Here is a 22,893-nt window from a genome sequence, read left to right on the forward strand (position 1 = left end):
ATCAGCCCTTGGCGAGCACTATCAGTAAACCTGCGCAAAACAGCAGACTGAAAATCAGCGTCAGGCGGGCGGTGCGCCCCAGCAGCGGATTGAGGGCAGCGCCGCTCAGCTCGGCAAATTCCCGCGCCAGACGGCGGGCTATGATGAGCGACAAGCCGGCGAGAAACACCGGCCAGCCCGGTAACAGCCCCATCAGGAAACCACCGATTATGATGCCAAAGGGCAGGTACAGCAGGGCCTGATACAGGACTTTTGCCTGGGCCTCACCCAGACGCACCGCCAGGGTGCGCTTGCCGGCCCGCTCGTCTGTGACCATGTCACGGGTGTTGTTGACCAGCATGATGGCGGCATTGAGTGCCCCTATGGCAGTGCCCAGTAACCAGGCATCCAGGCTGGTGTGTCCGGCCTGCAGAAAATAACTGCCCACCACGGCCACCCATCCGAAAAACACCAGCGCTGCCACTTCCCCCAGACCGTGTGATGCCAACGGGTAGGGGCCGCCGCTGTAGCCCAGGGCTGCCAGTATGGAAGCCGCCGCCAGCAAGGCTATGGGCAGGCCACCGTGCCAAATCAGGATTCCGCCGACCGCCAGTGCAGCCAGCAGGCTGGCTATCATGGCCAGGCGCACCTTGTGGGGCGCTATCAGGCCACTTTGGCTGACCCGCACCGGTCCGAGTCTGTCTTCGGTGTCTATGCCGTGTTTGAAATCGAAATAATCGTTGGCCAAATTCACCGCCACCTGCAGCAGCAGGGCGCAGACAAGGGACGCTATGGCTATGCCAACATGAAAGCTCTCCAGCCCCAATGCCAGGGCGTTGCCTACCAACAGTGGACCTATGGCGGCGGGCAGGGTACGGGGCCGTATGGCCAGGAACCAGGGATTCATCGCGGGGCGAATGTCCTTATCTAATGGCTAAAGGCGCTTAGCATAACAAGTTTTGGCGTCCTTGTGAGCTGGATCTGTTATTGATAAAGCCACTGTATCTTCATGGTTATTTTGTAACCAGTGTCAAGGTTTTACCCGGGGGCCTGTGCTTTATTTGGCTTGAGGATTCCAGTGAAGGAGCAGACTCATGCGTTTTGACAATCAGCGGGCACTTATCAGCGGTGCCGCGGGTGACCTGGGACGGGCCTGTACGCTGGCGCTGGCGGAGCGGGGGGCGACCCTGGTGTTGGTTGACAGACCCGACGCCGCCGAAAACATGGCCTATTTGCGCCAGTCATTGGCGACCCTGGGCTGTGAGCCCAGATGCATCAGCCTGGATCTGGCCGACAGCCAGGCCGTTGCTGCCATGGCCGAAGAGGTGCTGGCAGAAGGCCCGGTGGATCTCCTGCTCAACAGCGCGGGCATTCGTGTTGCCAAACCCTTTGGTCAGCTGACCCTGGCCGATTGGCGCGCTCAGATGGCGGTGGATCTCGATGCCGCTTTTTTGCTGACCCAGGCATTCTGGCCCGGCATGTTGGCGCGCAAATATGGCCGGGTACTGATGATGAGCGCTGCCACCGCGCTTTTCGGCGATCCCGATATGTGTGCCTATGGCAGCGCCAAGGCCGCGCTGCTGGGCCTGACCGCCAGTCTGGCCAAAGAGGGCGCCGAGCACAATGTCCATGTCAACAGCCTTTGCGCCCTCGCCGCTACCTCAATGACGGCCGGTCATTTGGCGCCTCAGGTGCAGGAGCTGTTTCCCAAGGAGCTGTGCACCGCCGCCATGCTGTTCCTGCTCGGTTGCAAGGCGCCGAGCGGCCATCACTTGCAGGCCGCAGGCGGCAGTATCAGCGAACTGTGCCTGGCGGAATATCGCCATCTGTATCTGCTGCCCGAGCAGCGCACGCCGGAAATCCTCGCCCAACGTTGGGGCGACATCACCCGAGCCTATCCGGTACTGGAACACGGCAGTGGTGAGGAGCAGACTCTGGCGCTGGCCCGCCGTGCCGCCCGGGAAATGGGCGTCAGCATTGACTGACGGCTGTGGGAGCGCGGCTCCGCTCCTCTGGTCAGTGGGGGCTCATGTCTGATAATCTTGGTTAATCCAAGGTTTAGCTGTGAGTTGCCATGAGTCAGGTATTGAACGACCTAGTGTCTTTGTTGTCCCTGGAACAGCTGGAAATCGGCCTGTACCGGGGCCAGAGCCAGGATCTGGGTTTTGGCCATGTGTTCGGCGGTCAGGTGATGGGCCAGGCCCTGAGCGCCGCCCGCCAGACAGTGGATCCCGAGCGCAAGGTGCATTCGCTCCATTCCTACTTCCTGCGTGCCGGCGATGAGAAACTGCCCATAGTCTATGACGTGGAGATCATGCGCGACGGCGGCAGTTTCAGCGCCCGCCGGGTCAAGGCGGTGCAAAAGGGCAGGCCCATCTTCTACATGACCTGCTCGTTCCAGACCCCGGAAGAGGGGTTTTCCCACCAGCTGACCATGCCCCAGGTGCCCGGCCCCGAAGGGCTGCTGAATCAGCAGGAGCTGGCCATGACCCTGAGGGACAAGGTGCCGGCCAAAATGCTGGAAAAATTCATGGCCGATGCACCGATTGAGATGCGCCTGGTGGCGCCCCACAGCGCGGTGGCACCGGCATCACGGGAACCGAACCGCTACGTGTGGCTCAGGGCCAACGGCGACCTGCCCCAGGACAGCTGCATGCACGATTACCTGCTGGCCTATGCCTCCGATTTCAATTTTCTGGTGACCGCCGCCCAACCCCACGGGGTGTCTTTTTTGACCCCGGGGATGCGGATGGCCACCATAGATCATGCCATGTGGTTCCACCGTCCGGTCGATATTGGCCAGTGGTTGCTGTACAGTATCGACAGCCCCAATGCCAGCGGCGGCCGGGGCTTCGTTAAAGGGCATTTTTTCAATCGCCAAGGTGAATTGGTGGCATCGGCAACCCAGGAGGGACTGATGCGAATGGTAAAGGATAAGTAAATGAAATTGTTGCAAACCCTGTGGCTTGGCCTGGCATTGTTGTTCTTGGGGGGCTGTGTCACCGTTGAGCCGCCAAAGCCTGTGATAGTTAATGGTGCCGCCGGCTATCTGGAGAAGCTGTTGTTGCCGCCGGACAGCAATATCACCATTGCCATCATAGATTTGGACACACCCGGCGTGATTGTGGCCCAGAAGAGCTTCAACATAGTGCGTGCGCCCGTGCCCTTTAAATTCATATTGCCGGCGGAAACCGTCGATAAAAGCATCAACTATGGCGTGGTGGCCATGATAAAAAATCAGGGCAGGGTGCTGTTCCAGACCTATGATCGCTTCCCGGTGATCAGCAACGACAAGTACACCACCGAAGTCATCATGCGGGCCGTGCCCAATCCCTGAACCCGGGCTTTAGTCTCCATGTCCACGACTTGCCTTGAAGCAAGGCTGCTCACCCTGGTGGCCGACTGTCCGCTGCGGATGCGGGCCCTCAGGCATGCCGCGGCCGTCATGGCTGATGCCGGCATCGGGGACTGGTATCTTGCGGCCGGCACGATTCGCAATCTGGTGTGGGACCAGTTGCACGGTTTTGTCAGCCCAGTGCCGGCGGATCTTGACCTTATCTACTTCAACACCCCGGACGGCGACATTGAGTTGGAGCTGCAATTGCAGCAACGCCTCCTACAACTCTCGCCGGACTTACCCTGGTCGGTCAAAGATCAGGGCCGGATGCACCTGAAAAGCGGTGATGAGCCTTATCACTCCACTTTTGAGGCCATGGGCCGCTGGCCAGAGCAGGAAACCGCCATAGGGGTGCGGCTTGAGGCCGGAGGACTGCAACTGGCGGCTCCCTTTGGACTTGAGTCCCTGTTTGACCTCAGGCTCAGCCCCAATCCGGCGCGCCCCCTGGCGCTGTTTCACTCCCGTCTGCAAGCCAAGCGCTGGCTTGTGCAATACCCCCTGCTGCGCGCCCTTTCTGTGGCCGCTGATTAAGTTCTTCCAACATTCCTCTGTGGCTATTGTTCCGCGGCAAGGGACGCCTTTTCACTGTGACAAGGATTTCGTGAAAATGCCGTATGCCAGCCGGTTTTCGGCCGAGTTCAGCCGCTGAATTTGTGATCTGATTCATGGGCTTATTACCCCAAACTGGGTATCGGTTCCTGAATTGATTTGGATCAAGAAAAAAATGCGAACAGTCTGGCAGGGTAGCCGTCATTCGAACGGGATCAGCCCAAAAATAACCCGGGCGCCCAATAAATAAGCCCAAGTGGCCAAATGGAGATTGATGATGAAAAAGAGCACCCTGTCTGCTGTTATCGCCGCCACCCTGCTGAGTGCTGCCCCTGCCATGGCCCACCAGGCCGGAGATATCCTGGTCCGTGCCGGTGTTGCTACCGTGGCCCCCAATGAGTCCAGCCCAGTGGTGGCCGGTGTGGCCGAATTTGGCGTCAGCAACAACACCCAGCTGGGTTTGAACTTTGGTTACATGCTGACCGACAACTGGGCGGTGGAGCTGCTGGCAGCCACACCTTTCTCCCACGATGTCAGCCTGGGTGCCCTGGGTAAGATAGCCGAAACCAAACACCTGCCACCCACACTGATGGCCCAGTACTACTTTGGCAACGCCAAGTCCAATGTCCGTCCTTACGTGGGTTTTGGTATCAACTACACCAACTTCTATGACACCAATTTCACCAACGATCTGGATGGCGCCCTGACAGATCTGAGCCTGAGCACCTCTTTAGGCTGGGCCGCCCATGCCGGTCTGGATTACCAGTTGAACGACAAGTGGATGCTGAACGCCTCCGTGTGGTACGCCAAGATTGATACCGACGTGAAGTTCAAGCTGGCCGGTGAAGCGGTCAAGGTTAACACCGACATCGATCCTTGGGTCTACATGGTCAGCGTTGGCTATAGCTTCTAAGCAAATCACTGACTGAAAAGGGCGCCTGCGGGCGCCTTTTTTATTGCCCGGGGCGGGAGGGCGACTGGGGACAAAAAAGCGGAATACTATTCAGGTTGGCGGTATAGACATCCAGATGTCTTGGTGTATGATTGTGGCATTGAGGGGCCAAGGCCCCGGTTTTAGGTGAAAGAGGCACACAGCAATATGCCGGTAAAAATTCCCGATAACCTGCCGGCGGCAGGGATACTGGAGTCGGAAAATATTTTCGTCATGTCCGAGACCCGGGCGGCGCACCAGGACATCAGGCCGATGAAGGTCTTGGTCCTGAATCTGATGCCCAACAAGATAGAGACAGAGACCCAGCTGCTGCGACTGCTCGGCAACACGCCGCTGCAGGTGGATGTGGAGCTGCTGCGCATTCACGACCGCGAGTCCAGGCACACGCCGCTGGATCATATGAACACCTTCTACCGCGATTTCGAGCAGGTGCGGCACAAAAATTACGATGGCCTTATCATCACGGGGGCGCCCCTGGGGCAGTTGGATTTTGCCGAGGTGGAGTATTGGGATCATATCCGTGAAATCATCGACTGGTCCCAGCAACACGTGACCTCAGTGCTGTTCCTGTGCTGGGCGGCCCACGCCGGCCTGTATCACCTTTACGGGGTGGAAAGGCGGATATTGGCAAGCAAACGTTCCGGCGTGTTCAACCATCGTCGCAGCCTGCAACACTTTCCGCTGCTGCGGGGCTTTGACGATGAGTTCTTTGCACCCCATTCCCGCTATGCCGAGATCCCCCTGGCCGAGCTGCAGCGCCATCCCGCGCTCAACGTGCTGGCCGAATCCGATGAGGCAGGGGCCTATCTGGTGCTCAGCAAGGACAATCGCAATCTGTTCGTGATTGGTCATCCCGAATATCAAAAATCTACTTTGGGTGATGAATATCAAAGAGATACTTTGGCTGGGCTCAACCCGTCCGTGCCGCTGAATTACTTCAGAAATGACGATCCCGAGCAGGAGCCCGTAGCCCGCTGGCACAGCCATGGCAGCCTGCTGGTGAGCAACTGGCTCAATTACTATGTGTATCAGCTAACGCCCTACGATTTGTCCGATATGAGTGCCAAGACCCCCTGGGAATCCAAGGTCTGATATTACCCCTTCGGCGGCGGCCCGATTGCCGGGCCGCCCGCATCCTTAAGCCCCGCTCCGGGGTGCCTTCGCTGTAAGCAAACTGTAAATACAGAGTGACAATATAAGCCTGAGAAATGCGGCTCATTAGACCAATTACTACTTGCTTTACGTTCGCGTAAACGTCAGAGTGCAGATATTGGGCCGCCATCCCTTGGCGGCAGTGTGTTTGCGACGCCCGGACCCAGCTCCGGCGCCGGTTAGTCAATCTGGAGTGTGAAATGAGTGTAACTGATCAGGATATCGTCATTGTTGCGGCGAAACGTACCGCCATGGGTGGCTTTCAGGGCAGTCTGGCCTCTGTGCCATCGCCCAAACTGGCAGCCACTGCGGTCAAGGGCCTGCTGGATGCCACGGGCGTTGCCGGTGAGCAGGTTGATGAACTCCTGATGGGCTGTGTGTTGCCGGCCGGTCTTGGTCAGGCGCCTGCCCGTCAGGCCGCTCTGGGTGCCGGTCTGCCCCTGTCAGTAGGTGCCACCACGGTCAACAAGGTGTGCGGCTCTGGCATGAAAACCGTGATGCTGGCCCATGACCTCATCAAGGCCGGCAGTGCCGAAGTGGTGATTGCCGGTGGTATGGAGAGCATGAGCCAGGCGCCTTACCTGCTGGACAAGGCCCGCGGCGGTATGCGCATGGGCCATGGCAAGGTGATGGATCACATGTTCCTCGACGGTCTGGAAGATGCCTACACAGGCGGTGCCATGGGCACCTTCGCCCAGAAGACCGCCGATGATTTCGGCCTGACCCGTGAAGCCATGGACGCCTTTGCCCTGAGTTCGCTGGAAAAAGCCAATGCGGCCATCAGTTCAGGTGCCTTTGAAGCCGAAATCGTGCCCGTGACCGTATCCGGGCGCGGTGGCGACGTTGAAGTCAAAATCGACGAGCAGCCAGGCAATGCCAAGCCGGAGAAGATCCCGGCCCTGCGTCCTGCCTTCGCCAAAGACGGCACCATCACAGCCGCCAACTCTTCCTCCATCTCCGATGGCGCCGCGGCGCTGATGCTGATGAGCCGTGCCAAGGCCAGTGAACTGGGTCTGGAGGTTATGGCCACCATCAAGGGTCACAGCACCCACGCTCAGGAGCCATCCATGTTCACCACTGCGCCCGTCAGCGCCATGGCCAACCTGCTGGCCAAGCTGGGCTGGAACAAGGATGAAGTGGATCTGTATGAAATCAACGAAGCCTTCGCCATGGTGACCATGCTGGCCATCAGCGAGCTGGGCCTGGATGCGGCCAAGGTGAACGTCAACGGCGGCGCCTGTGCCCTGGGCCACCCCATTGGTTGTTCCGGTGCCCGTCTGCTGGTGACCCTGATCCACGCCCTCAAGGCCCGTGGCCTCAAGCGCGGTATGGCGTCTCTGTGCATTGGCGGCGGCGAAGCCACCGCACTGGCCATAGAGATCTGATAACCGGCGCTGACAGCGACTAGACTCAACAAGACCGGCCTCGGCGAGAACCAATAATGATTCCAGGGTTCAGCCGCGGCCATCAGCTTAACCTCGACTCTCAAAGGGAAGCGATATGACCACTCAAGTTAAACATTACATCGGCGGCGAATTTACTCCAGGTACCGGCGATCGCGTTATCACAGTGACCAACCCGGCCAACAACGAGGCCATTGCCCAGATCAACTGCGCCACCGATGCCGAAGTGCACGGTGCCATTGCCAGCGCCAAGGAAGCCTTCAAGACCTGGAAAGAAGTACCGGTATCCGAGCGCGCCCGGGTAATGCTGCGTTACCAGCACCTGCTGAAAGAGCACCACGACGAGCTGGCCACCATTCTGGCCAAGGAAACCGGCAAGACCTTCGACGATGCCAAGGGCGACGTATGGCGCGGTATCGAAGTGGTTGAGCACGCCTGTAACATAGCTTCCCTGCTGATGGGCGAAACCGTTGAGAACGTGGCCCGCTCCATAGACACCTATTCCTACATCCAGCCCCTGGGTGTGTGCGCCGGTATCACGCCATTCAACTTCCCGGCGATGATCCCTCTGTGGATGTTCCCCCTGGCCATTGCCTGCGGTAACACCTTCGTGCTCAAGCCTTCCGAGCAGGATCCCATGACCCCACAACGTCTGGTGGAACTGTTTGAACAGGCCGGTGCGCCAAAAGGCGTGCTGCAACTGGTACACGGCGACAAGAGCGCCGTGGATATACTGCTGCGCCATGAAGACATCAAGGCCATTTCCTTCGTCGGCTCTGTGGGCGTGGGTCAATACATCTACAAGACAGGTACCGATCACCTGAAGCGCGTACAGGCCTTTGCCGGTGCCAAGAACCACTGCGTGATCATGCCCGATGCCAACAAGCAGCAAGTGATCAACAACCTGGTGGGTGCCTCTGTGGGCGCCGCCGGTCAGCGCTGTATGGCCCTGTCGGTTGCCGTGTTCGTCGGTGAAGCCAAAGAGTGGATCCCCGAGCTGCGTGATGCCATCGCCAAGGTTCGTCCCGGCCTGTGGGATGACAAGGAAGCCGGCTACGGCCCGCTGATCAGCCCCGCCGCCAAGGCCCGCGTGCTCAAGCTGATTGAGCAGGGCAAGGCCGAAGGCGCCGACTGTCTGCTGGATGGCTCCGACTTTACCGTACCCGGCTACGAGTCAGGCAACTGGGTTGGCCCCACCATGTTCGACAAGGTGACCACAGACATGAGCATCTACAAGGAAGAGATCTTTGGCCCCGTGCTGTGCTGTATGGAAGCCGAGTCCCTGGATGACGCCATCGAGTTGGTGAACGCCAGCCCCTACGGCAACGGCACCTCCATCTTCACCGCCTGTGGCGCCGCGGCCCGCAAGTACCAACACAATATCGAAGTGGGTCAGGTGGGTATCAACGTGCCTATCCCTGTGCCGCTGCCATTCTTCTCCTTCACCGGTTGGAAGGGCAGCTTCTACGGCGATCAACACGCCTATGGCAAGCAGGCGGTCCGTTTCTACACCGAAACCAAGACCATCACCGCCCGCTGGTTTGAGTCCGATATTCCAAGCGGACCCAACATGACCATCACCCTGCGTTAATCGCGGACTTTCATCCACTAGCATAGGCCGGCAGCATTGCCGGCCTGACACATTAAGTGACCCCAGAGTCACGGGAGTTCCAGATGGATTTCAATTTAAACGAAGACCAACGCCAGTTTGCCGATCTGGCCCGCCAGTTTGCCGCCGAAGAGCTGGCCCCCTTTGCCGCCAAGTGGGATGAAGAACACCACTTTCCGAAAGACGTGATCCAAAAAGCCGGTGAGCTGGGCTTCTGCTCGCTCTATTCCCCCGAGTCAGAGGGCGGCATGGGCCTGTCCCGTCTCGACGCCTCGATCATTTTCGAAGAGCTGGCCATGGGCTGTACCGCCACCACCGCCATGCTGACCATACACAACATGGCCACCTGGATGGTCACCACCTGGGGTAGCGAGTCCCTGCGGGCCGAGTGGTCCGAAGCCCTGACCACGGGTCAGAAGCTGGCCTCCTACTGCCTGACCGAGCCCGGTGCCGGCAGTGACGCTGCGTCCCTGGCTACCAAGGCCGTGCGCGAGGGCGACGAGTATGTGATCAACGGCAGCAAGATGTTTATCTCAGGCGCCGGTGCCACCGAACTTTTGGTGGTGATGTGCCGCACCGGTGAGGCCGGTCCCAAGGGGATCTCCGCCATCGCCATTCCCGCCGATGCCGAAGGCGTGATCTACGGCAAGGCCGAGGACAAGATGGGCTGGAATGCCCAGCCAACCCGCCTTATCACCTTTGAAAACGTGCGCGTCCCGGTGGCCAATCTGCTGGGTGAAGAAGGCCAGGGCTTTACCTTCGCCATGAAGGGATTGGACGGCGGCCGTATCAATATCGCCACCTGTTCTGTGGGTACCGCCCAGGCGGCCCTGGAGCGCTCCATCGCTTACATGAATGAGCGCAAGCAATTCGGCAAGCCGCTGGCCGCCTTCCAGGCGCTGCAGTTCAAGCTGGCCGATATGGCCACCGAGCTGGTGGCTGCCCGCCAGATGGTGCGCCTGGCCGCATTCAAGCTGGACAACAAAGATCCCGAAGCCACGGCCTATTGCGCCATGGCCAAGCGTTTTGCCACCGATGTGGGCTTCGCCGTCTGTGACGCCGCGCTGCAAATTCACGGTGGTTACGGCTACATCCGTGAGTACCCACTGGAGCGTCATTTCCGCGATGTGCGGGTACACCAAATTCTTGAAGGCACCAATGAAATTATGCGCCTGATCATCTCCCGTCGCCTGTTGGACGAGAGTGCCGGCTCTATACTGTAAGAAGGCCATAATTGACGGACTTTTCAGTCCACCCCAAGAGATAAGGAGAAGCACATGTCATACATCAAGGAACGCATTGAAGGTCATACCGCCATATGGACCATCAGCAATCCGCCGGCCAATACCTGGACCGCGGACAGTCTGGGTGAGCTCAAGACCAAGGTCATAGCGCTCAACCACAACAAAGATATTTATGCTCTGGTGCTGACCGGTGAAGGCGAGAAGTTTTTCTCCGCCGGTGCCGATCTCAAGCTGTTTGCCGACGGCGACAAAGACAACGCCCAGGCCATGGCCGATCACTTCGGTCAGGCCTTTGAAACCCTGAGCGGCTTCCGCGGTGTGTCCATCGCTGCCATCAATGGCTACGCCATGGGCGGTGGCCTGGAAGTGGCCCTGGCCTGCGATCTGCGCATTGCCGAAGAGCAGGCCGTAATGGCACTGCCCGAAGCCACAGTGGGACTCTTGCCCTGCGCCGGTGGCACCCAGAACCTGACCGCCCTGGTGGGCGAGGGCTGGGCCAAGCGCATGATCCTCTGCGGTGAACGCCTCGACGCCGCCAAGGCCCTGAGTCTGGGTTTGGTGGAAGAAGTAGTACCGACCGGTGAATCCCTGAATGCCGCCATTGCCCTGGCTGCCAAGGTCGCCAAGCAGAGCCCCTCTGCGGTCAAGGTGTGTAAGCAGCTGATCCAAAGTGGCCGCAACATGCCCCGTAACCAGGCATTGCCACTGGAGCGCGAGCTGTTCGTCAGTTTGTTTGATACCGAAGATCAGGCCGAGGGCGTCAACGCCTTCCTGGCCAAACGCGCTCCGGCGTGGAAAAACTGCTAAGGAGGCGCCGTGTCACAACAGAAAGTGATTTTCCAGACCCTGGGCACTGCCTCGGGCAAGTTAATCGGGGTGGCGACCCTGAATGTGGAAGCCGCCCTCAATGCCCTGGATCTGGATATGGTGCGGGCCCTGACGGGCCAGCTCCAGGCCTGGCATAACGACAGCAATATCGCCATGGTGTTGCTGGACGGTGCCGGTGACAAGGCCCTGTGTGCCGGTGGTGATGTGCGTGCCCTGTATAACGCCAGCAAGGAAAACCCCGGCAGCACAGAGACCCTGGCCAAGACCTTCTTCGAAGAGGAATACCGCCTCGATTGCCTTATCCACAATTTCGGCAAACCTATCCTGGTGTGGGGCGATGGCATAGTCATGGGTGGCGGCCTGGGCCTGATGGCCGGTGCCAGTCATAGAGTGGCCACCGAGCGCTCGCGCATTGCCATGCCCGAGGTCACCATAGGCCTGTATCCGGATGTGGGTGGCAGCTATTTTCTGTCACGTATGCCCGGCAAACTGGGTATGTTCCTGGGTCTGACCGCCTGGCAAATGAACGGCGCCGATGCCTTCTTTGTCGGCACCGCCAATTTCTTCCTGGGCAGCAACGACAAGGAGCCCTTGATGGACGCCCTGGCCGAAGTGCCCTGGAGCGACGATGAGGCGGCCAACAGTGCGGCGCTGAGCGCCGTGCTGGAAAGCAGGCCACAGCCTGAGCAGGCAAGCGTGCTGCGTAAATACGAAGACGAGATCAACGCCCTGTGTGAGGGCAGCGTGGCCGATATTATGGCGCGCTTTGAGGCCCTGGATAACCCGGACTTTGCCCGTGCCCGCGGCGCGCTGCTGGCCGGCAGTCCCCTCAGTGTGCAGCTCATCTGGCGTCAGGCACAGCTGGACAAGGCCATGAGCCTGGAAGACTGCTTCCGCTGGGAGCTGGGGGTCAGCGTTAATTGCTGTGCCCTGGGTGACTTTGTTGAGGGGGTGCGCGCCCTGCTGATAGACAAGGACAGGAACCCCAGCTGGCAGTTTGCCCATGCCACAGAAGTCAGCGACGAGGCCATCGCCAAACTGCTGACCGCGCCCTGGTCAGCCGAGGCACACCCATTGGCCGATCTCTGAGGCCCAACCCGACGATGAAACCACCGCCAAAGCGGTGGTTATCCCTATAAGGAGTCAGTGATGACAAAGATTGCGTTTATTGGTCTGGGAAACATGGGCGGCCCTATGGCTGCCAATCTCATCAAGGCGGGCCACAGCCTGCAGGTGTTCGATCTGATGCAAAGCGCCATGGCCACCCTGGCACAAGCCGGTGCCAAGGCCTGTGACAGCGCCATCGAAGCCGCCACCGGTGTCGATGTGGTGATCACCATGTTGCCGGCCGGCAAGCATGTGCGTGGTCTGTATTTGGGCAATGGCGCTACCCAGGGCCTGATAGAGGTGGTGAATCCCGGCACCTTGCTGATAGACTGCTCCACCATTGATGCCGGCAGTGCCCGCACAGTGGCAGAAGCTGCCGCCGCAAAAGGCCTGGAATTTATCGACGCCCCCGTATCCGGTGGCACCGCAGGTGCCGCGGCCGGCACCCTGACCTTTATCTGTGGTGGCACGGATTCGGCCTTCGAGCGTGCCAAACTGGTACTGGCCAACATGGGCGTGAACATATTCCACGCCGGTGGTCCAGGTGCCGGTCAGGTAGCCAAGATCTGTAACAACATGCTGTTGTCCGTACTTATGGTGGGTACCAGTGAGGCCCTGTCTCTGGGCATGGACAATGGTCTGGATCCCAAGGTGCTGTCGGACATCATCAAGGTGTCCAGTGGTGGCAACTGGACCCTGGAGAAGTACAATCCCTGCCCGGGCGTGATGGAGAATGTGCCTTCATCCAAGGGTTATCAGGGCGGCTTTATGGTGGATTTGATGGTCAAGGATCTTGGCCTGTCCCAGGAAGCGGCGCTGGCGAGCCAATCGAGCACCCCCATGGGCGCCTTGGCCCGCAGCCTGTACGTGTCCCATGCCAGAGCCGGCAATGGCAAGCGTGACTTCTCCAGTATTTTTGAACAATTTGCCAAAAGCGAAGAAAAAAAGGGATAAGCAATGGATATTCAGGGTAAGGTTGTTGTTATCACCGGTGGTGCCGGTGGTCTGGGACTGGCCATGGCACACAGCCTGGCCAAGGCCGGCGCCAAGCTGGCACTGATCGACGTGGATCAGGACAAGCTGGAGCGCGCCTGTGCCGAGCTGGGTGACGCCACCGAAGTCCAGGGCTATGCCCTGGACATCACAGACGAAGAAGACGTGGTGGCCGGTTTCCGCTACATCCTCGAAGACTTCGGCGCGGTCAACGTGCTGGTGAACAACGCCGGTATTTTGCGCGACGGCATGCTGATCAAGGCCAAAGACGGCCAGGTAACAGACAGAATGTCACTGGATCAGTTCCAGTCGGTGATCAACGTTAACCTGACCGGCACCTTCCTCTGTGGCCGCGAAGCTGCCGCCGCCATGATTGCCTCGGATCAGAGTGGTGTCATCATCAACATCTCCAGCCTGGCCCGTTGCGGCAACATGGGCCAGAGCAACTATTCCGCCTCCAAGGCCGGTGTGGCTGCCATGGCTGTGGGTTGGGCCAAGGAGCTGGCGCGCTACAATATTCGCGCAGCCGCCGTGGCGCCCGGTGTGATTGCCACCGAAATGACCGCGGCCATGAAGCCCGAGGCGCTGGAGCGTCTGGAGAAGATGGTGCCGGTCGGTCGTCTGGGTCAGGCCGAAGAGATAGCCTCCACAGTGCGTTTCATCATTGAAAACGACTATGTTAACGGTCGTATCTTTGAGGTGGATGGCGGTATTCGCCTGTAAGTCTCAGTTCTTTAGAGAGCCGGCAACGCCGGCTCTTTTTGTTTGTCCGGCAATTGCGGGCCGAGCGTTGACAAATCTTTGCTGGAATTGAACAATTCCGGTAAGGGGAACACGGGGTTTTGCCCGTGTTCCATCGGATGCCACCAAGCGGAGTCTGCAGTCAGAGTAAGTTATGTCCTGGCTCGAAAACACCATTAAAAAAATAATGCTCTGGGTGGGTTATCTGGGGGTAGTGATCATCTATGGCGGATTTCTGTTTCTGCTGCTCAGTGGCAGAGACACCAGAGGGATCCCCTGGTTCTTTTTACTGTCACCCTGGATTTGTATTTATTTCGGCCTGAGCGAGCAAGAGCAGCGCTCGGCCATACGTTGGTTGCTGAGTCGTTTCAGGCGTTAAACCCTGAAATCGGGCGGCCGATTTCCCTGGGGGAGATGATGAAATATCGTAATGGCCTGCTTTGCCTTTTGGCAGTGTTGGCCTGGTCGCTGTGGCTTTGGGGCTGTGAACCCAGTTCGTCCAGGGGCCTTATCAGCGAACAGGAGCCGGTAAGGGCCGCTGCCTATGGCAGTTGGGCCTCGCCCCTGTCTGCGGCCGATGTGTATCGTCAAACCGATCAGTTGCTGACGCTGCAAAGTGTCGGCAACCGGCTGTATTTCTCCCAAAGCTATGGTGAACAGGGCGGTGGCGTGGGCGTTGGTCGTCTGGAGCCCGATGGCGCCGTAGTACAGGTAGTAGGTGCTGGCTTTGATGCGGTCAGCCGGATCCATGAATACGGCGGTGCACCATTTCTTGCCATAGGCCAGACCCTGTTCGCTACCCGCCGCAGCGATCAGCTGTTTTACCGCTTTGCGCCCAATCAGCCGCCCCTGGCACTGACCCCCAACGGTACCCGCCATGGTGACTGCATTGCCTATCCCAAGGGATCGCGCATTATCTGTGTCCGTGAAGATCATCGGCAGCAGGGAGAGGCCAGGGCGAGTTTGGTGACCATTAACCTCAATTTCCCCGGCGAAGGCGACACCCTGGTGGATGGTCATGACTTTATCAGCTCGCCCACCATCAATAGCGACAACAGCCAACTGGCCTGGCTGACCTGGGAGCATCCCAATATGCCCTGGGATAACACCCAACTTTGGCTTGCCGATCTGGACCGCAAAGGGCAATTGCAAAATGCCCGGGTGGTGGCCGGCAATCTGGTCAAGGGGGCTGTGACCCAGCCACTTTTTTCCCCGGCCGGCACCTTGTACTTTATCGCCGACTTCGACAATTGGTGGAACCTGTACCGGCTTAACCCCAATGGTCAGGTGCAGCAGGTGTTGCGCCGCCCGGCAGATTTTGCCGTACCGGCCTGGCGTATGGGTTCACACAATTTTGCCTTCGAATCGGAAAATCAACTGATAGCGGCCTACCTGCACAACGGTGAGGCATCCCTGGTGCGCATCACCCTCGACAGTGGCTCGGTGGAAAAGCTGGCGGTGGACTTCGGTGAAATCAGTCAGGTGGTGAAGGGCCATGATGGCGTCTATTTTATCGGGGCCAAGGAAACACCGGAAAAGGGCATATACAGGGTGGCAGGCCGCGGCGTGGAACTGGTCTATACCCCACAACTGGCCAGCCTTGATCCCCGTTATGTGTCACGGGCACAGAATATCAATTTCCGCACCTCCGGCGATCAATGGGCCTGGGGTTACTTCTATTGGCCCCGTAATCCCCATTTCCAGGGATTGCCGGATAGCCGACCGCCGCTGTTGGTGACCCTGCACGGTGGCCCCACCGCCAAGGCCAGTCTGGCATTTCGCAGTGATGTCCAGTTCTGGACCAGTCGCGGCTTTGCCGTGCTCGACCTCAACTATCGTGGGAGCAGCGGGTTTGGCCGTGCCTATCGCCAAAGCCTGTATGGCAATTGGGGCAAGGCGGATGTGGAGGATGCCGTTTATGCCGCCAAGCACCTGGTGGACAAGGGCTGGGTGGATGCCGGGCGTTTGGCCATCAGCGGCGCCAGCGCCGGAGGCACCACTGTGCTCGGCGCCCTGGCCTATGACGATACCTTCAAGGCCGGTGCCGCCCGCGGCGCCATCAGCGATCTGGAATCTTTGGCCCAGGAGACCCACAAATTCGAGAGTCATTACCTGGACAAGTTAATTGGCCCCTGGCCCCAGGCGCGGGAGATATATCACAACCGCTCGCCCCTGAATCGTCTGGACAAGCTGGCCGAGCCGCTGTTGCTTGCCCAGGGGCTGCGGGATAATGTGGTGCCACCAACCCAGGCCCGGGCAATCCGTGATGCGCTCATCTCCCGTCACGTCCCCGTGGCCCTGCTGGAATTCCCCGAAGAAGCCCATGGCCAATGGAAACCGGATAACCTCACCCGGGTATTGGAAAATGAGCTCGGCTTTTATGGCGAGATATTTGGCTTCACCCCAGCCGATCCCGTGCCCGCACCACCTTTGACCCCAACCTTGGCCGCCAGCAAGTAGCCTTAACTTTTGTCATGGCCTTTTTGGGGCGCCCAGGCCCTCCAGTATGGATCGTTGGGGTGGTTGGCCGCCCTGACATTGGTATATGAGGTTTCCCTGGGGGAGGTGCAGCTCCGCCAATCGGGCCATCTTTTGCGCCAGTGCCAGCAGATGCTTTTTCGCCGCCAGCTTGAGCCCTCAGTCACCGATTAGCAAGCGCGCTTAACTTGGTTAATGTTTTGATTATACGCGAGGTTTAAATTGATCTACTCTTAACCTCAGGTCGGGCGCAACCCAAGCCTCTGGGTTGCACCAAGCGGTATATTTGCAAGCGGCTGACCCGCACCCATGGACCCTATTGCCGGAGAATGAATGCCCAAACGCCTGTTGCCCGCGCTGCTGCTTCTGACTTGCATCTGCTGTGATGCGAGTCCGGCGTCCATTGTGGTGGAGTACCGCGACAAACCCCCTTACAGCTATACCGAGGCCGGCGTCCCCAAGGGATTTTTGATGGACAGAACCCGGGCCATCTTTGAGCTGGCGCGGGTATCTGTGCACTATCAGGAAATTCCGGTTCGGCGCATTTTGTCGGATATCCGCCGCAATCGGCAGCCCATTTGCTCCCCCAGCTGGTACAAGTTGGCCGAGCGGGAGCTGTTCGCTAAGTTTTCACTGCCGATACACCAGGACAAGCCCCATATCATACTGGCTCCGGAGCGGGTGCTGGCGGCGGTGAAAAGCCATAAGACCCTGGCATCCCTGCTCAGTGACGATTCCCTTAAGCTGGGGATAGTGGCCTATGTGTCCTATGGCGCCGAGCTGGACAGGGCCATTGCCGGTGTGTCTCAGGCCTCGATTCAGACGGCCCCAAGTCCGGATAAGTTGGCACGCATGGTGTCCCTTAACCATGGCGCCGACTACATGTTTATCGATCAGGAAGACTTTGCCCATATCAACCAAAACGGTGAACTCTCGGCCCTGGGCATGCGACCGGTGGAATTCCCCGATATGCCCCGGGGATTGAAGCGTTATCTTATGTGTTCAGCCAGTGTGGATGATGAGACTTTATCGCGCCTGAATCAGGCGATCCTGACGTTGTTGCCCGAGTATAATTAGCCCTGTTCGTGCCCTGTATGGCACGCCGAACGGTTGATAATTCATCCTGTGATGTTATAGTACCGCGCTTTATCCGGTGGCGTTCCCTGTTGGCGCCCCTTGGTATTTTGCGGCACGTTTGCCCCAGGGGCAGCGAAGACCGGCCGGCATTGACTCAGGCGGGTTTATTGTCCGCTCACTCAAATTGGAAAACGCCCTTGATCACTACAGCTAACATCACCATGCAGTTTGGCTCCAAGCCACTGTTTGAAAACATCTCCGTCAAGTTTGGCGGCGGCAACCGTTACGGCCTTATCGGCGCCAACGGCTGCGGTAAGTCTACCTTTATGAAGATCCTCTCCGGTGAGCTGGAACCTACCAGTGGCAACGTATCTCTGGATCCCAACGAGCGTTTGGGTAAATTGAACCAGGATCAGTTCGCCTACGAAGAGTTCAGCGTAGTAGATACAGTGATCATGGGCCATAAAGAGCTGTGGAAGGTTAAGCAGGAGCGCGATCGCATATACTCTCTGCCCGAAATGAGCGAGGAAGACGGCATCAAGGTGGCCGAGCTGGAGATGGAGTTCGCCGAGATGGACGGTTACACCGCCGAGAGCCGTGCCGGTGAACTGCTGCTGGGTGTGGGTATTCCCCTTGAACAGCATTTTGGCCCCATGAGTGAAGTGGCCCCCGGCTGGAAGCTCCGGGTATTGTTGGCCCAGGCGCTGTTTTCCGATCCGGACGTGCTGCTGCTCGACGAACCCACCAACAACCTCGACATTGACACCATTCGTTGGTTGCAGGGCATGCTGAACCAGCGCAACAGCACCATGATCATCATTTCCCACGACAGATACTTCCTCAACTCTGTCTGTACCCACATGGCGGATTTGGATTACGGTGAACTGCGCGTTTACCCGGGTAACTACGACGAATACATGACCGCCGCGAGCCAGGTTCGTGAGCGTCTGTTGGCGGACAATGCCAAGAAGAAGGCCCAGATTGCCGAGCTGCAAACCTTCGTGGCGCGCTTCTCTGCCAACGCCTCCAAGGCCAAACAGGCCACTTCCCGTGCGCGCCAGATTGACAAGATCAAGCTGGACGAGGTTAAGGCCTCCAGCCGGGTTAACCCCTATATCCGTTTCGAGCAGGACAAGAAGCTGTTCCGTAATGCCTTGATCGTGGAATCCCTGAGCAAGGGCTTCGACAAGCCGCTGTTCAGCAACTTCAACCTGATAGCCGAAGTGGGCGAGCGCATCGCCATCCTGGGTGAGAACGGTGCCGGTAAAACCACCATGGTGCGTACCCTTATCCATGAACTGGCCCAGGATTCAGGTACCATTCACTGGTCCGAAAACGCCAGCATTGGCTACTACGCCCAGGATCATGCCAGCGATTTTGAAAACGATATGAACCTGTTCGACTGGATGAGCCAATGGCGCCGCGAAGGTGATGACGATCAGGCGGTCCGCGCCGTACTGGGTCGCATGCTGTTTGGTGCCGATGACATCAAGAAATCGGTCAAGGTGTTGTCCGGTGGTGAGCAGGGGCGCATGTTGTTTGGCAAGCTGATGCTGCAAAAGCCCAACATCCTGGTGATGGACGAACCCACCAACCACCTGGATATGGAATCCATTGAGTCCCTCAACAACGCTCTGGAAAGCTACGAAGGCACCCTGTTCTTCGTGTCCCATGACCGTGCATTTGTAAGCTCGCTGGCAAACCGCATCATAGAGATCACCTCCAAGGGTGTGAACGACTTCAAAGGGACTTACGACGAGTTCCTGCGCAGCAAGGGCGTGGAAGAATAATCCTGCCTGTCTGACTGAAAAGCCAACCCCAGGGTTGGCTTTTTTGTGCCCGCTCGCGGCGGAATCCTTGCCAATTACTTGTTTTTGCAACGGCTATGCACTTTACTGGGGGGCTGACGTCGGCCCCCAAGCGCCGGGCTGCCATGCAAGCTTGTTGATAAATTCATTAACGCAACGGAACGGACAGCAAGGTTGCTGCCCGCCAAGGGAGACAGACAATGGCAAAGAATCCGATTTCCTGGTTTGAAATCTATGTCAACGATATGGACAGAGCCAGGGCCTTTTATGAAACCGTGCTGGATGTAAAACTGGACCGCTTGGACGTGCCCGCCGAGCAGGGATTCCAGATGTGGTCATTCCCGGCCGATATGGAAAGCTATGGTGCCAGTGGCGCCCTGGTGCGTATGCCCGGTTTCGATGCCGGAAACAACAGCACCCTGGTGTATTTTGCCTGTGAGGATTGCGCGCTGGAGGAATCCCGGGTGGTGGCGGCCGGTGGCCAGGTGCAGCGTCCCAAGATGTCCATCGGCCAATATGGTTTTATCACGCTGGCCATAGATACCGAAGGCAATATGCTGGGGCTGCACTCGATGAATTAACTTCACTATTATCGGTGAGCCCGGTTGGATAGCCTATTTGGGCGTCTTGATGCACTGGGCCAGCAGGGCCTCGAAGAAGGCACTGCCCTTGCGCCGGGCAAAGGCGATGTTGCGCTCCGGGATGGATTCGGGCTCGTTGTAGCTTGCCAGTGCGGCCGCCATGCCTTCTTCGCGAATGATATGCAGCGTGGGGTAGGGCGCGCGATTGGTGTAGTTGGCCGGGTCATCCTGGGGCTCGCCGTCGAAACAGTAATCCGGGTGAAAGCTCGCCAATTGGTAAGTGCCCTCGTAGCCTTCTTCCACCAGCAAATCTTCGGCGATACCGAGCAAATCCAGATAGAGGTAAAAGCCTTCAAATCCCCGTGGCAGGATGAAGAGGGTGGTTTCTATGCCGGGCTGTTCATCCAGCAGCTTGCACTCGTCCAGCAACGCCTGCAGCACATAGTCCATACGGGTCTCTTCGCAGACCCGATAGCGAATACTTTTTCGCTCCACTTCGCGGCGGGCGAAGGGGCATATGTTGTACTTCATGATGACCGACTTGACCCAGGCCTCGGTATGGGCGGCAACCTGGGCGGTATTCTCATCCATCAGTGACTCCTGAAATTTTTGCCCGGCAGAAAAGGGCGCCATCATAAGTCTTGTCACAGTGTGGAGCAACCGCAAGTGGCCTCTTGGGAGCGCGGTCTTGTGTGTCAAAACCCTTGTCACTCAAATTCTCACTTGATCATTAAATAAAAATCATTATCATTCGCATCTGATTTTAATCAGAACCAAAGGACTCCTGCGAGTGAAACCATCCCAATATTCTTTACTGACCCTGGCCATAATGGCCAGCTTCCCGCTGGCGGCCCAACAAATGTCGGCTGACGACAAGATTGAACGCATCATAGTGTCCGGCAGTCGGGTGATTGAAAGCATTGATGAAATCCCGGCATCTGTAACCCTTGTCGACCGGAAAACCATTGAAGAGCAAATGCTGGTCAATACCCAGCTACAGAGCATACTCGGCCTCACAGTGCCGGGACTGTCGGCGGCGACCGGCACCAGCAGTGATTCGGGGCAGACGCTCCGTGGCCGGCAGGCGCTGATCATGATTGACGGCGTACCTCAGTCGACTCCGCTGCGTGATGGTGCCCTGGGAAGCCGTACCCTGGATCCCGCCGCCATCGAGCGCATCGAGGTGATTAAGGGCGCGACCTCCATTTACGGCAACGGCGCCGCGGGCGGGGTCATCAACTACATCACCAAGCGCCCCGGAAAGGGCGAACTGCAGGCCCGGGTGGGCGCATCGGCCAACATGAGCCTGGTCAAGGCCGAGGACACCCTGGGGCACCGTCTGGAGGCGGCGGCCGATGGCAGCCTGGGCAAATTCAGCTATGTAGTGACCCTGGCCCGGGAAGAAACCGGACTGCAGCGCGATGCCGAGGGGGACGTCATTGGCCTGCAATACGGTCTGTCCGACAACAAGGCGCAAAACCTGTTTACCAAGCTGGCCTATCAGTTCGACGGCGACAAGTCATTGCAGGCCAGTTACAGCTACTACGAGTCGCAAACCGATTCCGATCTGGTGGATGTGGTGGGGGATGTGAATACCGGCATCAAGACCTATGCGGTAAAAAGCAGTGCCGACAACCCGCTGAAGGGCGAACCCCAGGGGCCCCGTGGCAATCACAATCTGATGCTCAAGTACACGGATGAGGAGATCTTCAGCAACACCCAGCTGACCCTGGATGCCTATGGGCAACGAATTGAAAACGTGTTCTTTTTCTCCCCGGTATTGGCGAATCCCGATGAGGGTTACGACGGCGGCCAGTCGATGATCAAGTCGGAGAAGCTGGGCCTGCGGGGTCTGCTCAACACCCAGTACCAGTGGCAGGATGTGGAAGCGACCTTTATCTATGGTACCGACATACTCAATGACATCACCTCGCAGCCGCTGCTGGACGGGCGTATGTGGGTGCCGGAAATGGACATGAGCAACCGCGCCTTTTTCCTGCAGACCAAGTGGGTGATCAAGGATGACTTTGTTATCAAGGTCGGGATCCGTGATGAGTCGATAGCGCTGGAAGTGGATGACTACCACACCCTCAAGCTCTGCCGTAAGGCGGATCAGTGCTCCGTGCCCATGGCGGTAAAGGGCGATACCCTGGACTTCAGCGCCACCACCTATAACCTGGGATTGCGCTACACAGGCAACAGCCTGTTCTCGCCTTTTATCAACTACTCCCAGGGTGCCGACATCTCGGACATTGGCCGCTTGTTGCGAACGGCAACGGTCGCGGATATTCACGACATCCGTACCGAGGCCTCCATCATAGACAACTATGAAGTGGGCTTCAGCAGCAAGCTGGATGCGCTGTTCTTCACCTTTGCCGCCTTCAGAAGCACTTCGGAGCTGGGCACCAGCAATGTGTTCGACGAGAAAACCGGGGTTTATATGCCGGTCAGGGCTCCGCAGAAGATTTGGGGCTATGAGGCCACCGTCGATTATGAGGTTAACGACACCCTGAACCTCAAGGCCGCCTACAGCTGGGTCGAGGGCAAGGACACAGAAACCGACACCTATCTGGATGGCAAACAGATCAGTGCCCCCAAATTCACCGCCGCGGTCAACTGGCAGCCCCTGGACAATGCCAGTTTAAACCTGACCTATCTGCTGGTGGGTGACAGAGACCGCTTTGACAAGGTCAATGGCAAATGGGTCGGCGCCCAGGCGCCGGTGCACAGTTATGACCTGTTGAATTTGAGCGCCAGCTATCGTCTGGGACAGTTGAAGCTGTTTGCCGGTATCGAAAACCTGCTTAACCGTGACTACTACAGCGCGCGCTCGCAGGTCTACACCTACAGCAGCTACAACACCAAGGCCCTGGGGACCAGTCTCAATCTTGGGCTGCAGTACCAGTTTTAACGCTCTGTCTTAAAAGGGGAAAGCGCACTTCCGGTGCGCCTTTCTCTTTGCACCTTATTGCTGACTCTGTGCTGAAGAGGAAAA

The 22,893-nt window shown here is 58.2% G+C and carries 21 protein-coding genes; 19 read left to right on the forward strand and 2 right to left on the reverse strand.

Annotated elements, in window-relative coordinates; translation table 11 throughout:
* Nucleotide 1 precedes the first annotated feature (1 nt).
* Entirely contained in the window at nt 2-886 is an 885-nt protein-coding gene (locus tag JYB85_RS05910) for a 1,4-dihydroxy-2-naphthoate polyprenyltransferase (RefSeq protein WP_207381452.1), read from the reverse strand.
* 187 nt (nt 887-1,073) lie between these two features.
* On the opposite strand from JYB85_RS05910, the gene JYB85_RS05915 reads away from it, so the two are divergent.
* The 18 genes from JYB85_RS05915 (at nt 1,074) to JYB85_RS06000 (ending at nt 19,898) form a co-directional block, all read left to right on the forward strand.
* Nucleotides 1,074-1,964 carry an SDR family NAD(P)-dependent oxidoreductase gene (locus tag JYB85_RS05915; RefSeq protein WP_207381453.1) on the forward strand — a complete coding sequence of 297 codons (891 nt, stop codon included), beginning with the start codon at nt 1,074-1,076 and terminating at the stop codon, nt 1,962-1,964.
* A gap of 89 nt (nt 1,965-2,053) precedes the next feature.
* Nucleotides 2,054-2,920 (forward strand): acyl-CoA thioesterase II, encoded by an 867-nt coding sequence (gene tesB / locus JYB85_RS05920; protein ID WP_207325782.1) that lies wholly within the window; start codon nt 2,054-2,056, stop codon nt 2,918-2,920.
* Nucleotides 2,921-3,316, forward strand: a complete 396-nt coding sequence (locus JYB85_RS05925; RefSeq protein WP_207325783.1) for a YbaY family lipoprotein — start codon at nt 2,921-2,923, stop codon at nt 3,314-3,316.
* 18 nt (nt 3,317-3,334) lie between these two features.
* Entirely contained in the window at nt 3,335-3,907 is a 573-nt protein-coding gene (locus JYB85_RS05930; RefSeq protein WP_207381454.1) for a nucleotidyltransferase family protein, read from the forward strand.
* A 292-nt stretch (nt 3,908-4,199) separates the two neighbouring features.
* Nucleotides 4,200-4,838, forward strand: a complete 639-nt coding sequence (ompW, locus tag JYB85_RS05935; RefSeq protein ID WP_207322470.1) for an outer membrane protein OmpW — start codon at nt 4,200-4,202, stop codon at nt 4,836-4,838.
* A 186-nt stretch (nt 4,839-5,024) separates the two neighbouring features.
* On the forward strand, nt 5,025-5,969 hold the full coding sequence (gene metA / locus JYB85_RS05940; protein ID WP_207381455.1) for a homoserine O-acetyltransferase MetA: 945 nt from the start codon (nt 5,025-5,027) through the stop codon (nt 5,967-5,969).
* A gap of 260 nt (nt 5,970-6,229) precedes the next feature.
* Nucleotides 6,230-7,414 (forward strand): thiolase family protein, encoded by a 1,185-nt coding sequence (locus JYB85_RS05945; RefSeq protein ID WP_207325785.1) that lies wholly within the window; start codon nt 6,230-6,232, stop codon nt 7,412-7,414.
* 115 nt (nt 7,415-7,529) lie between these two features.
* Nucleotides 7,530-9,023: a CoA-acylating methylmalonate-semialdehyde dehydrogenase gene (locus JYB85_RS05950; protein ID WP_207381456.1), complete on the forward strand. Its 1,494-nt coding sequence runs from the start codon at nt 7,530-7,532 to the stop codon at nt 9,021-9,023.
* Nucleotides 9,024-9,106: 83 nt separating this feature from the next.
* Nucleotides 9,107-10,264 carry an acyl-CoA dehydrogenase family protein gene (locus JYB85_RS05955; RefSeq protein WP_207322474.1) on the forward strand — a complete coding sequence of 386 codons (1,158 nt, stop codon included), beginning with the start codon at nt 9,107-9,109 and terminating at the stop codon, nt 10,262-10,264.
* A gap of 54 nt (nt 10,265-10,318) precedes the next feature.
* Nucleotides 10,319-11,092 (forward strand): enoyl-CoA hydratase, encoded by a 774-nt coding sequence (locus JYB85_RS05960; protein ID WP_207322475.1) that lies wholly within the window; start codon nt 10,319-10,321, stop codon nt 11,090-11,092.
* A 9-nt stretch (nt 11,093-11,101) separates the two neighbouring features.
* The gene (locus JYB85_RS05965; protein WP_207381457.1) at nt 11,102-12,202 is read left to right on the forward strand and encodes an enoyl-CoA hydratase/isomerase family protein; all 1,101 of its coding nucleotides are present in this window, start codon (nt 11,102-11,104) and stop codon (nt 12,200-12,202) included.
* A 60-nt stretch (nt 12,203-12,262) separates the two neighbouring features.
* Nucleotides 12,263-13,174: a 3-hydroxyisobutyrate dehydrogenase gene (gene mmsB, locus JYB85_RS05970; protein WP_207322477.1), complete on the forward strand. Its 912-nt coding sequence runs from the start codon at nt 12,263-12,265 to the stop codon at nt 13,172-13,174.
* Nucleotides 13,175-13,177: 3 nt separating this feature from the next.
* A complete protein-coding gene (locus JYB85_RS05975) occupies nt 13,178-13,936 on the forward strand; it encodes an SDR family oxidoreductase (protein WP_207322478.1) in 759 nt (252 codons plus the stop codon).
* 172 nt (nt 13,937-14,108) lie between these two features.
* Complete coding sequence (locus JYB85_RS05980; protein WP_207325788.1) at nt 14,109-14,333, forward strand: hypothetical protein; 225 nt, start codon at nt 14,109-14,111, stop codon at nt 14,331-14,333.
* Between the two features lie 38 nt (nt 14,334-14,371).
* Nucleotides 14,372-16,414 carry a S9 family peptidase gene (locus tag JYB85_RS05985; RefSeq protein WP_207381458.1) on the forward strand — a complete coding sequence of 681 codons (2,043 nt, stop codon included), beginning with the start codon at nt 14,372-14,374 and terminating at the stop codon, nt 16,412-16,414.
* A 351-nt stretch (nt 16,415-16,765) separates the two neighbouring features.
* Entirely contained in the window at nt 16,766-17,509 is a 744-nt protein-coding gene (locus JYB85_RS05990) for a substrate-binding periplasmic protein (RefSeq protein WP_207381459.1), read from the forward strand.
* Between the two features lie 197 nt (nt 17,510-17,706).
* Entirely contained in the window at nt 17,707-19,299 is a 1,593-nt protein-coding gene (locus JYB85_RS05995) for an ABC-F family ATPase (RefSeq protein WP_207322481.1), read from the forward strand.
* Between the two features lie 218 nt (nt 19,300-19,517).
* On the forward strand, nt 19,518-19,898 hold the full coding sequence (locus JYB85_RS06000) for a VOC family protein (protein WP_207381460.1): 381 nt from the start codon (nt 19,518-19,520) through the stop codon (nt 19,896-19,898).
* Between the two features lie 33 nt (nt 19,899-19,931).
* Here the strand turns inward: JYB85_RS06000 and JYB85_RS06005 are convergent, their stop codons facing one another.
* A complete protein-coding gene (locus tag JYB85_RS06005) occupies nt 19,932-20,489 on the reverse strand; it encodes a DUF1415 domain-containing protein (protein ID WP_207381461.1) in 558 nt (185 codons plus the stop codon).
* Nucleotides 20,490-20,688: 199 nt separating this feature from the next.
* Here JYB85_RS06005 and JYB85_RS06010 point away from each other — a divergent pair, with 199 nt between their 5' ends.
* Complete coding sequence (locus JYB85_RS06010; protein ID WP_407695877.1) at nt 20,689-22,809, forward strand: TonB-dependent receptor; 2,121 nt, start codon at nt 20,689-20,691, stop codon at nt 22,807-22,809.
* Nucleotides 22,810-22,893: the final 84 nt, after the last annotated feature.

It is taken from the genome of Shewanella sedimentimangrovi (genome assembly GCF_017354965.1).
Taxonomy (GTDB): Bacteria; Pseudomonadota; Gammaproteobacteria; order Enterobacterales; family Shewanellaceae; genus Shewanella; species Shewanella cyperi.

Coding starts and splice junctions, on each gene's coding strand:
- JYB85_RS05910 (WP_207381452.1), bottom strand. CDS start 886: ATGAATCCCTGGTTCCTGGCCATACGGCCCCGTACCCTGCCCGCCGCC.
- JYB85_RS05915 (WP_207381453.1), top strand. CDS start 1,074: ATGCGTTTTGACAATCAGCGGGCACTTATCAGCGGTGCCGCGGGTGAC.
- tesB (WP_207325782.1), top strand. CDS start 2,054: ATGAGTCAGGTATTGAACGACCTAGTGTCTTTGTTGTCCCTGGAACAG.
- JYB85_RS05925 (WP_207325783.1), top strand. CDS start 2,921: ATGAAATTGTTGCAAACCCTGTGGCTTGGCCTGGCATTGTTGTTCTTG.
- JYB85_RS05930 (WP_207381454.1), top strand. CDS start 3,335: ATGTCCACGACTTGCCTTGAAGCAAGGCTGCTCACCCTGGTGGCCGAC.
- ompW (WP_207322470.1), top strand. CDS start 4,200: ATGATGAAAAAGAGCACCCTGTCTGCTGTTATCGCCGCCACCCTGCTG.
- metA (WP_207381455.1), top strand. CDS start 5,025: ATGCCGGTAAAAATTCCCGATAACCTGCCGGCGGCAGGGATACTGGAG.
- JYB85_RS05945 (WP_207325785.1), top strand. CDS start 6,230: ATGAGTGTAACTGATCAGGATATCGTCATTGTTGCGGCGAAACGTACC.
- JYB85_RS05950 (WP_207381456.1), top strand. CDS start 7,530: ATGACCACTCAAGTTAAACATTACATCGGCGGCGAATTTACTCCAGGT.
- JYB85_RS05955 (WP_207322474.1), top strand. CDS start 9,107: ATGGATTTCAATTTAAACGAAGACCAACGCCAGTTTGCCGATCTGGCC.
- JYB85_RS05960 (WP_207322475.1), top strand. CDS start 10,319: ATGTCATACATCAAGGAACGCATTGAAGGTCATACCGCCATATGGACC.
- mmsB (WP_207322477.1), top strand. CDS start 12,263: ATGACAAAGATTGCGTTTATTGGTCTGGGAAACATGGGCGGCCCTATG.
- JYB85_RS05975 (WP_207322478.1), top strand. CDS start 13,178: ATGGATATTCAGGGTAAGGTTGTTGTTATCACCGGTGGTGCCGGTGGT.
- JYB85_RS05980 (WP_207325788.1), top strand. CDS start 14,109: ATGTCCTGGCTCGAAAACACCATTAAAAAAATAATGCTCTGGGTGGGT.
- JYB85_RS05985 (WP_207381458.1), top strand. CDS start 14,372: ATGAAATATCGTAATGGCCTGCTTTGCCTTTTGGCAGTGTTGGCCTGG.
- JYB85_RS05990 (WP_207381459.1), top strand. CDS start 16,766: ATGCCCAAACGCCTGTTGCCCGCGCTGCTGCTTCTGACTTGCATCTGC.
- JYB85_RS06000 (WP_207381460.1), top strand. CDS start 19,518: ATGGCAAAGAATCCGATTTCCTGGTTTGAAATCTATGTCAACGATATG.
- JYB85_RS06005 (WP_207381461.1), bottom strand. CDS start 20,489: ATGGATGAGAATACCGCCCAGGTTGCCGCCCATACCGAGGCCTGGGTC.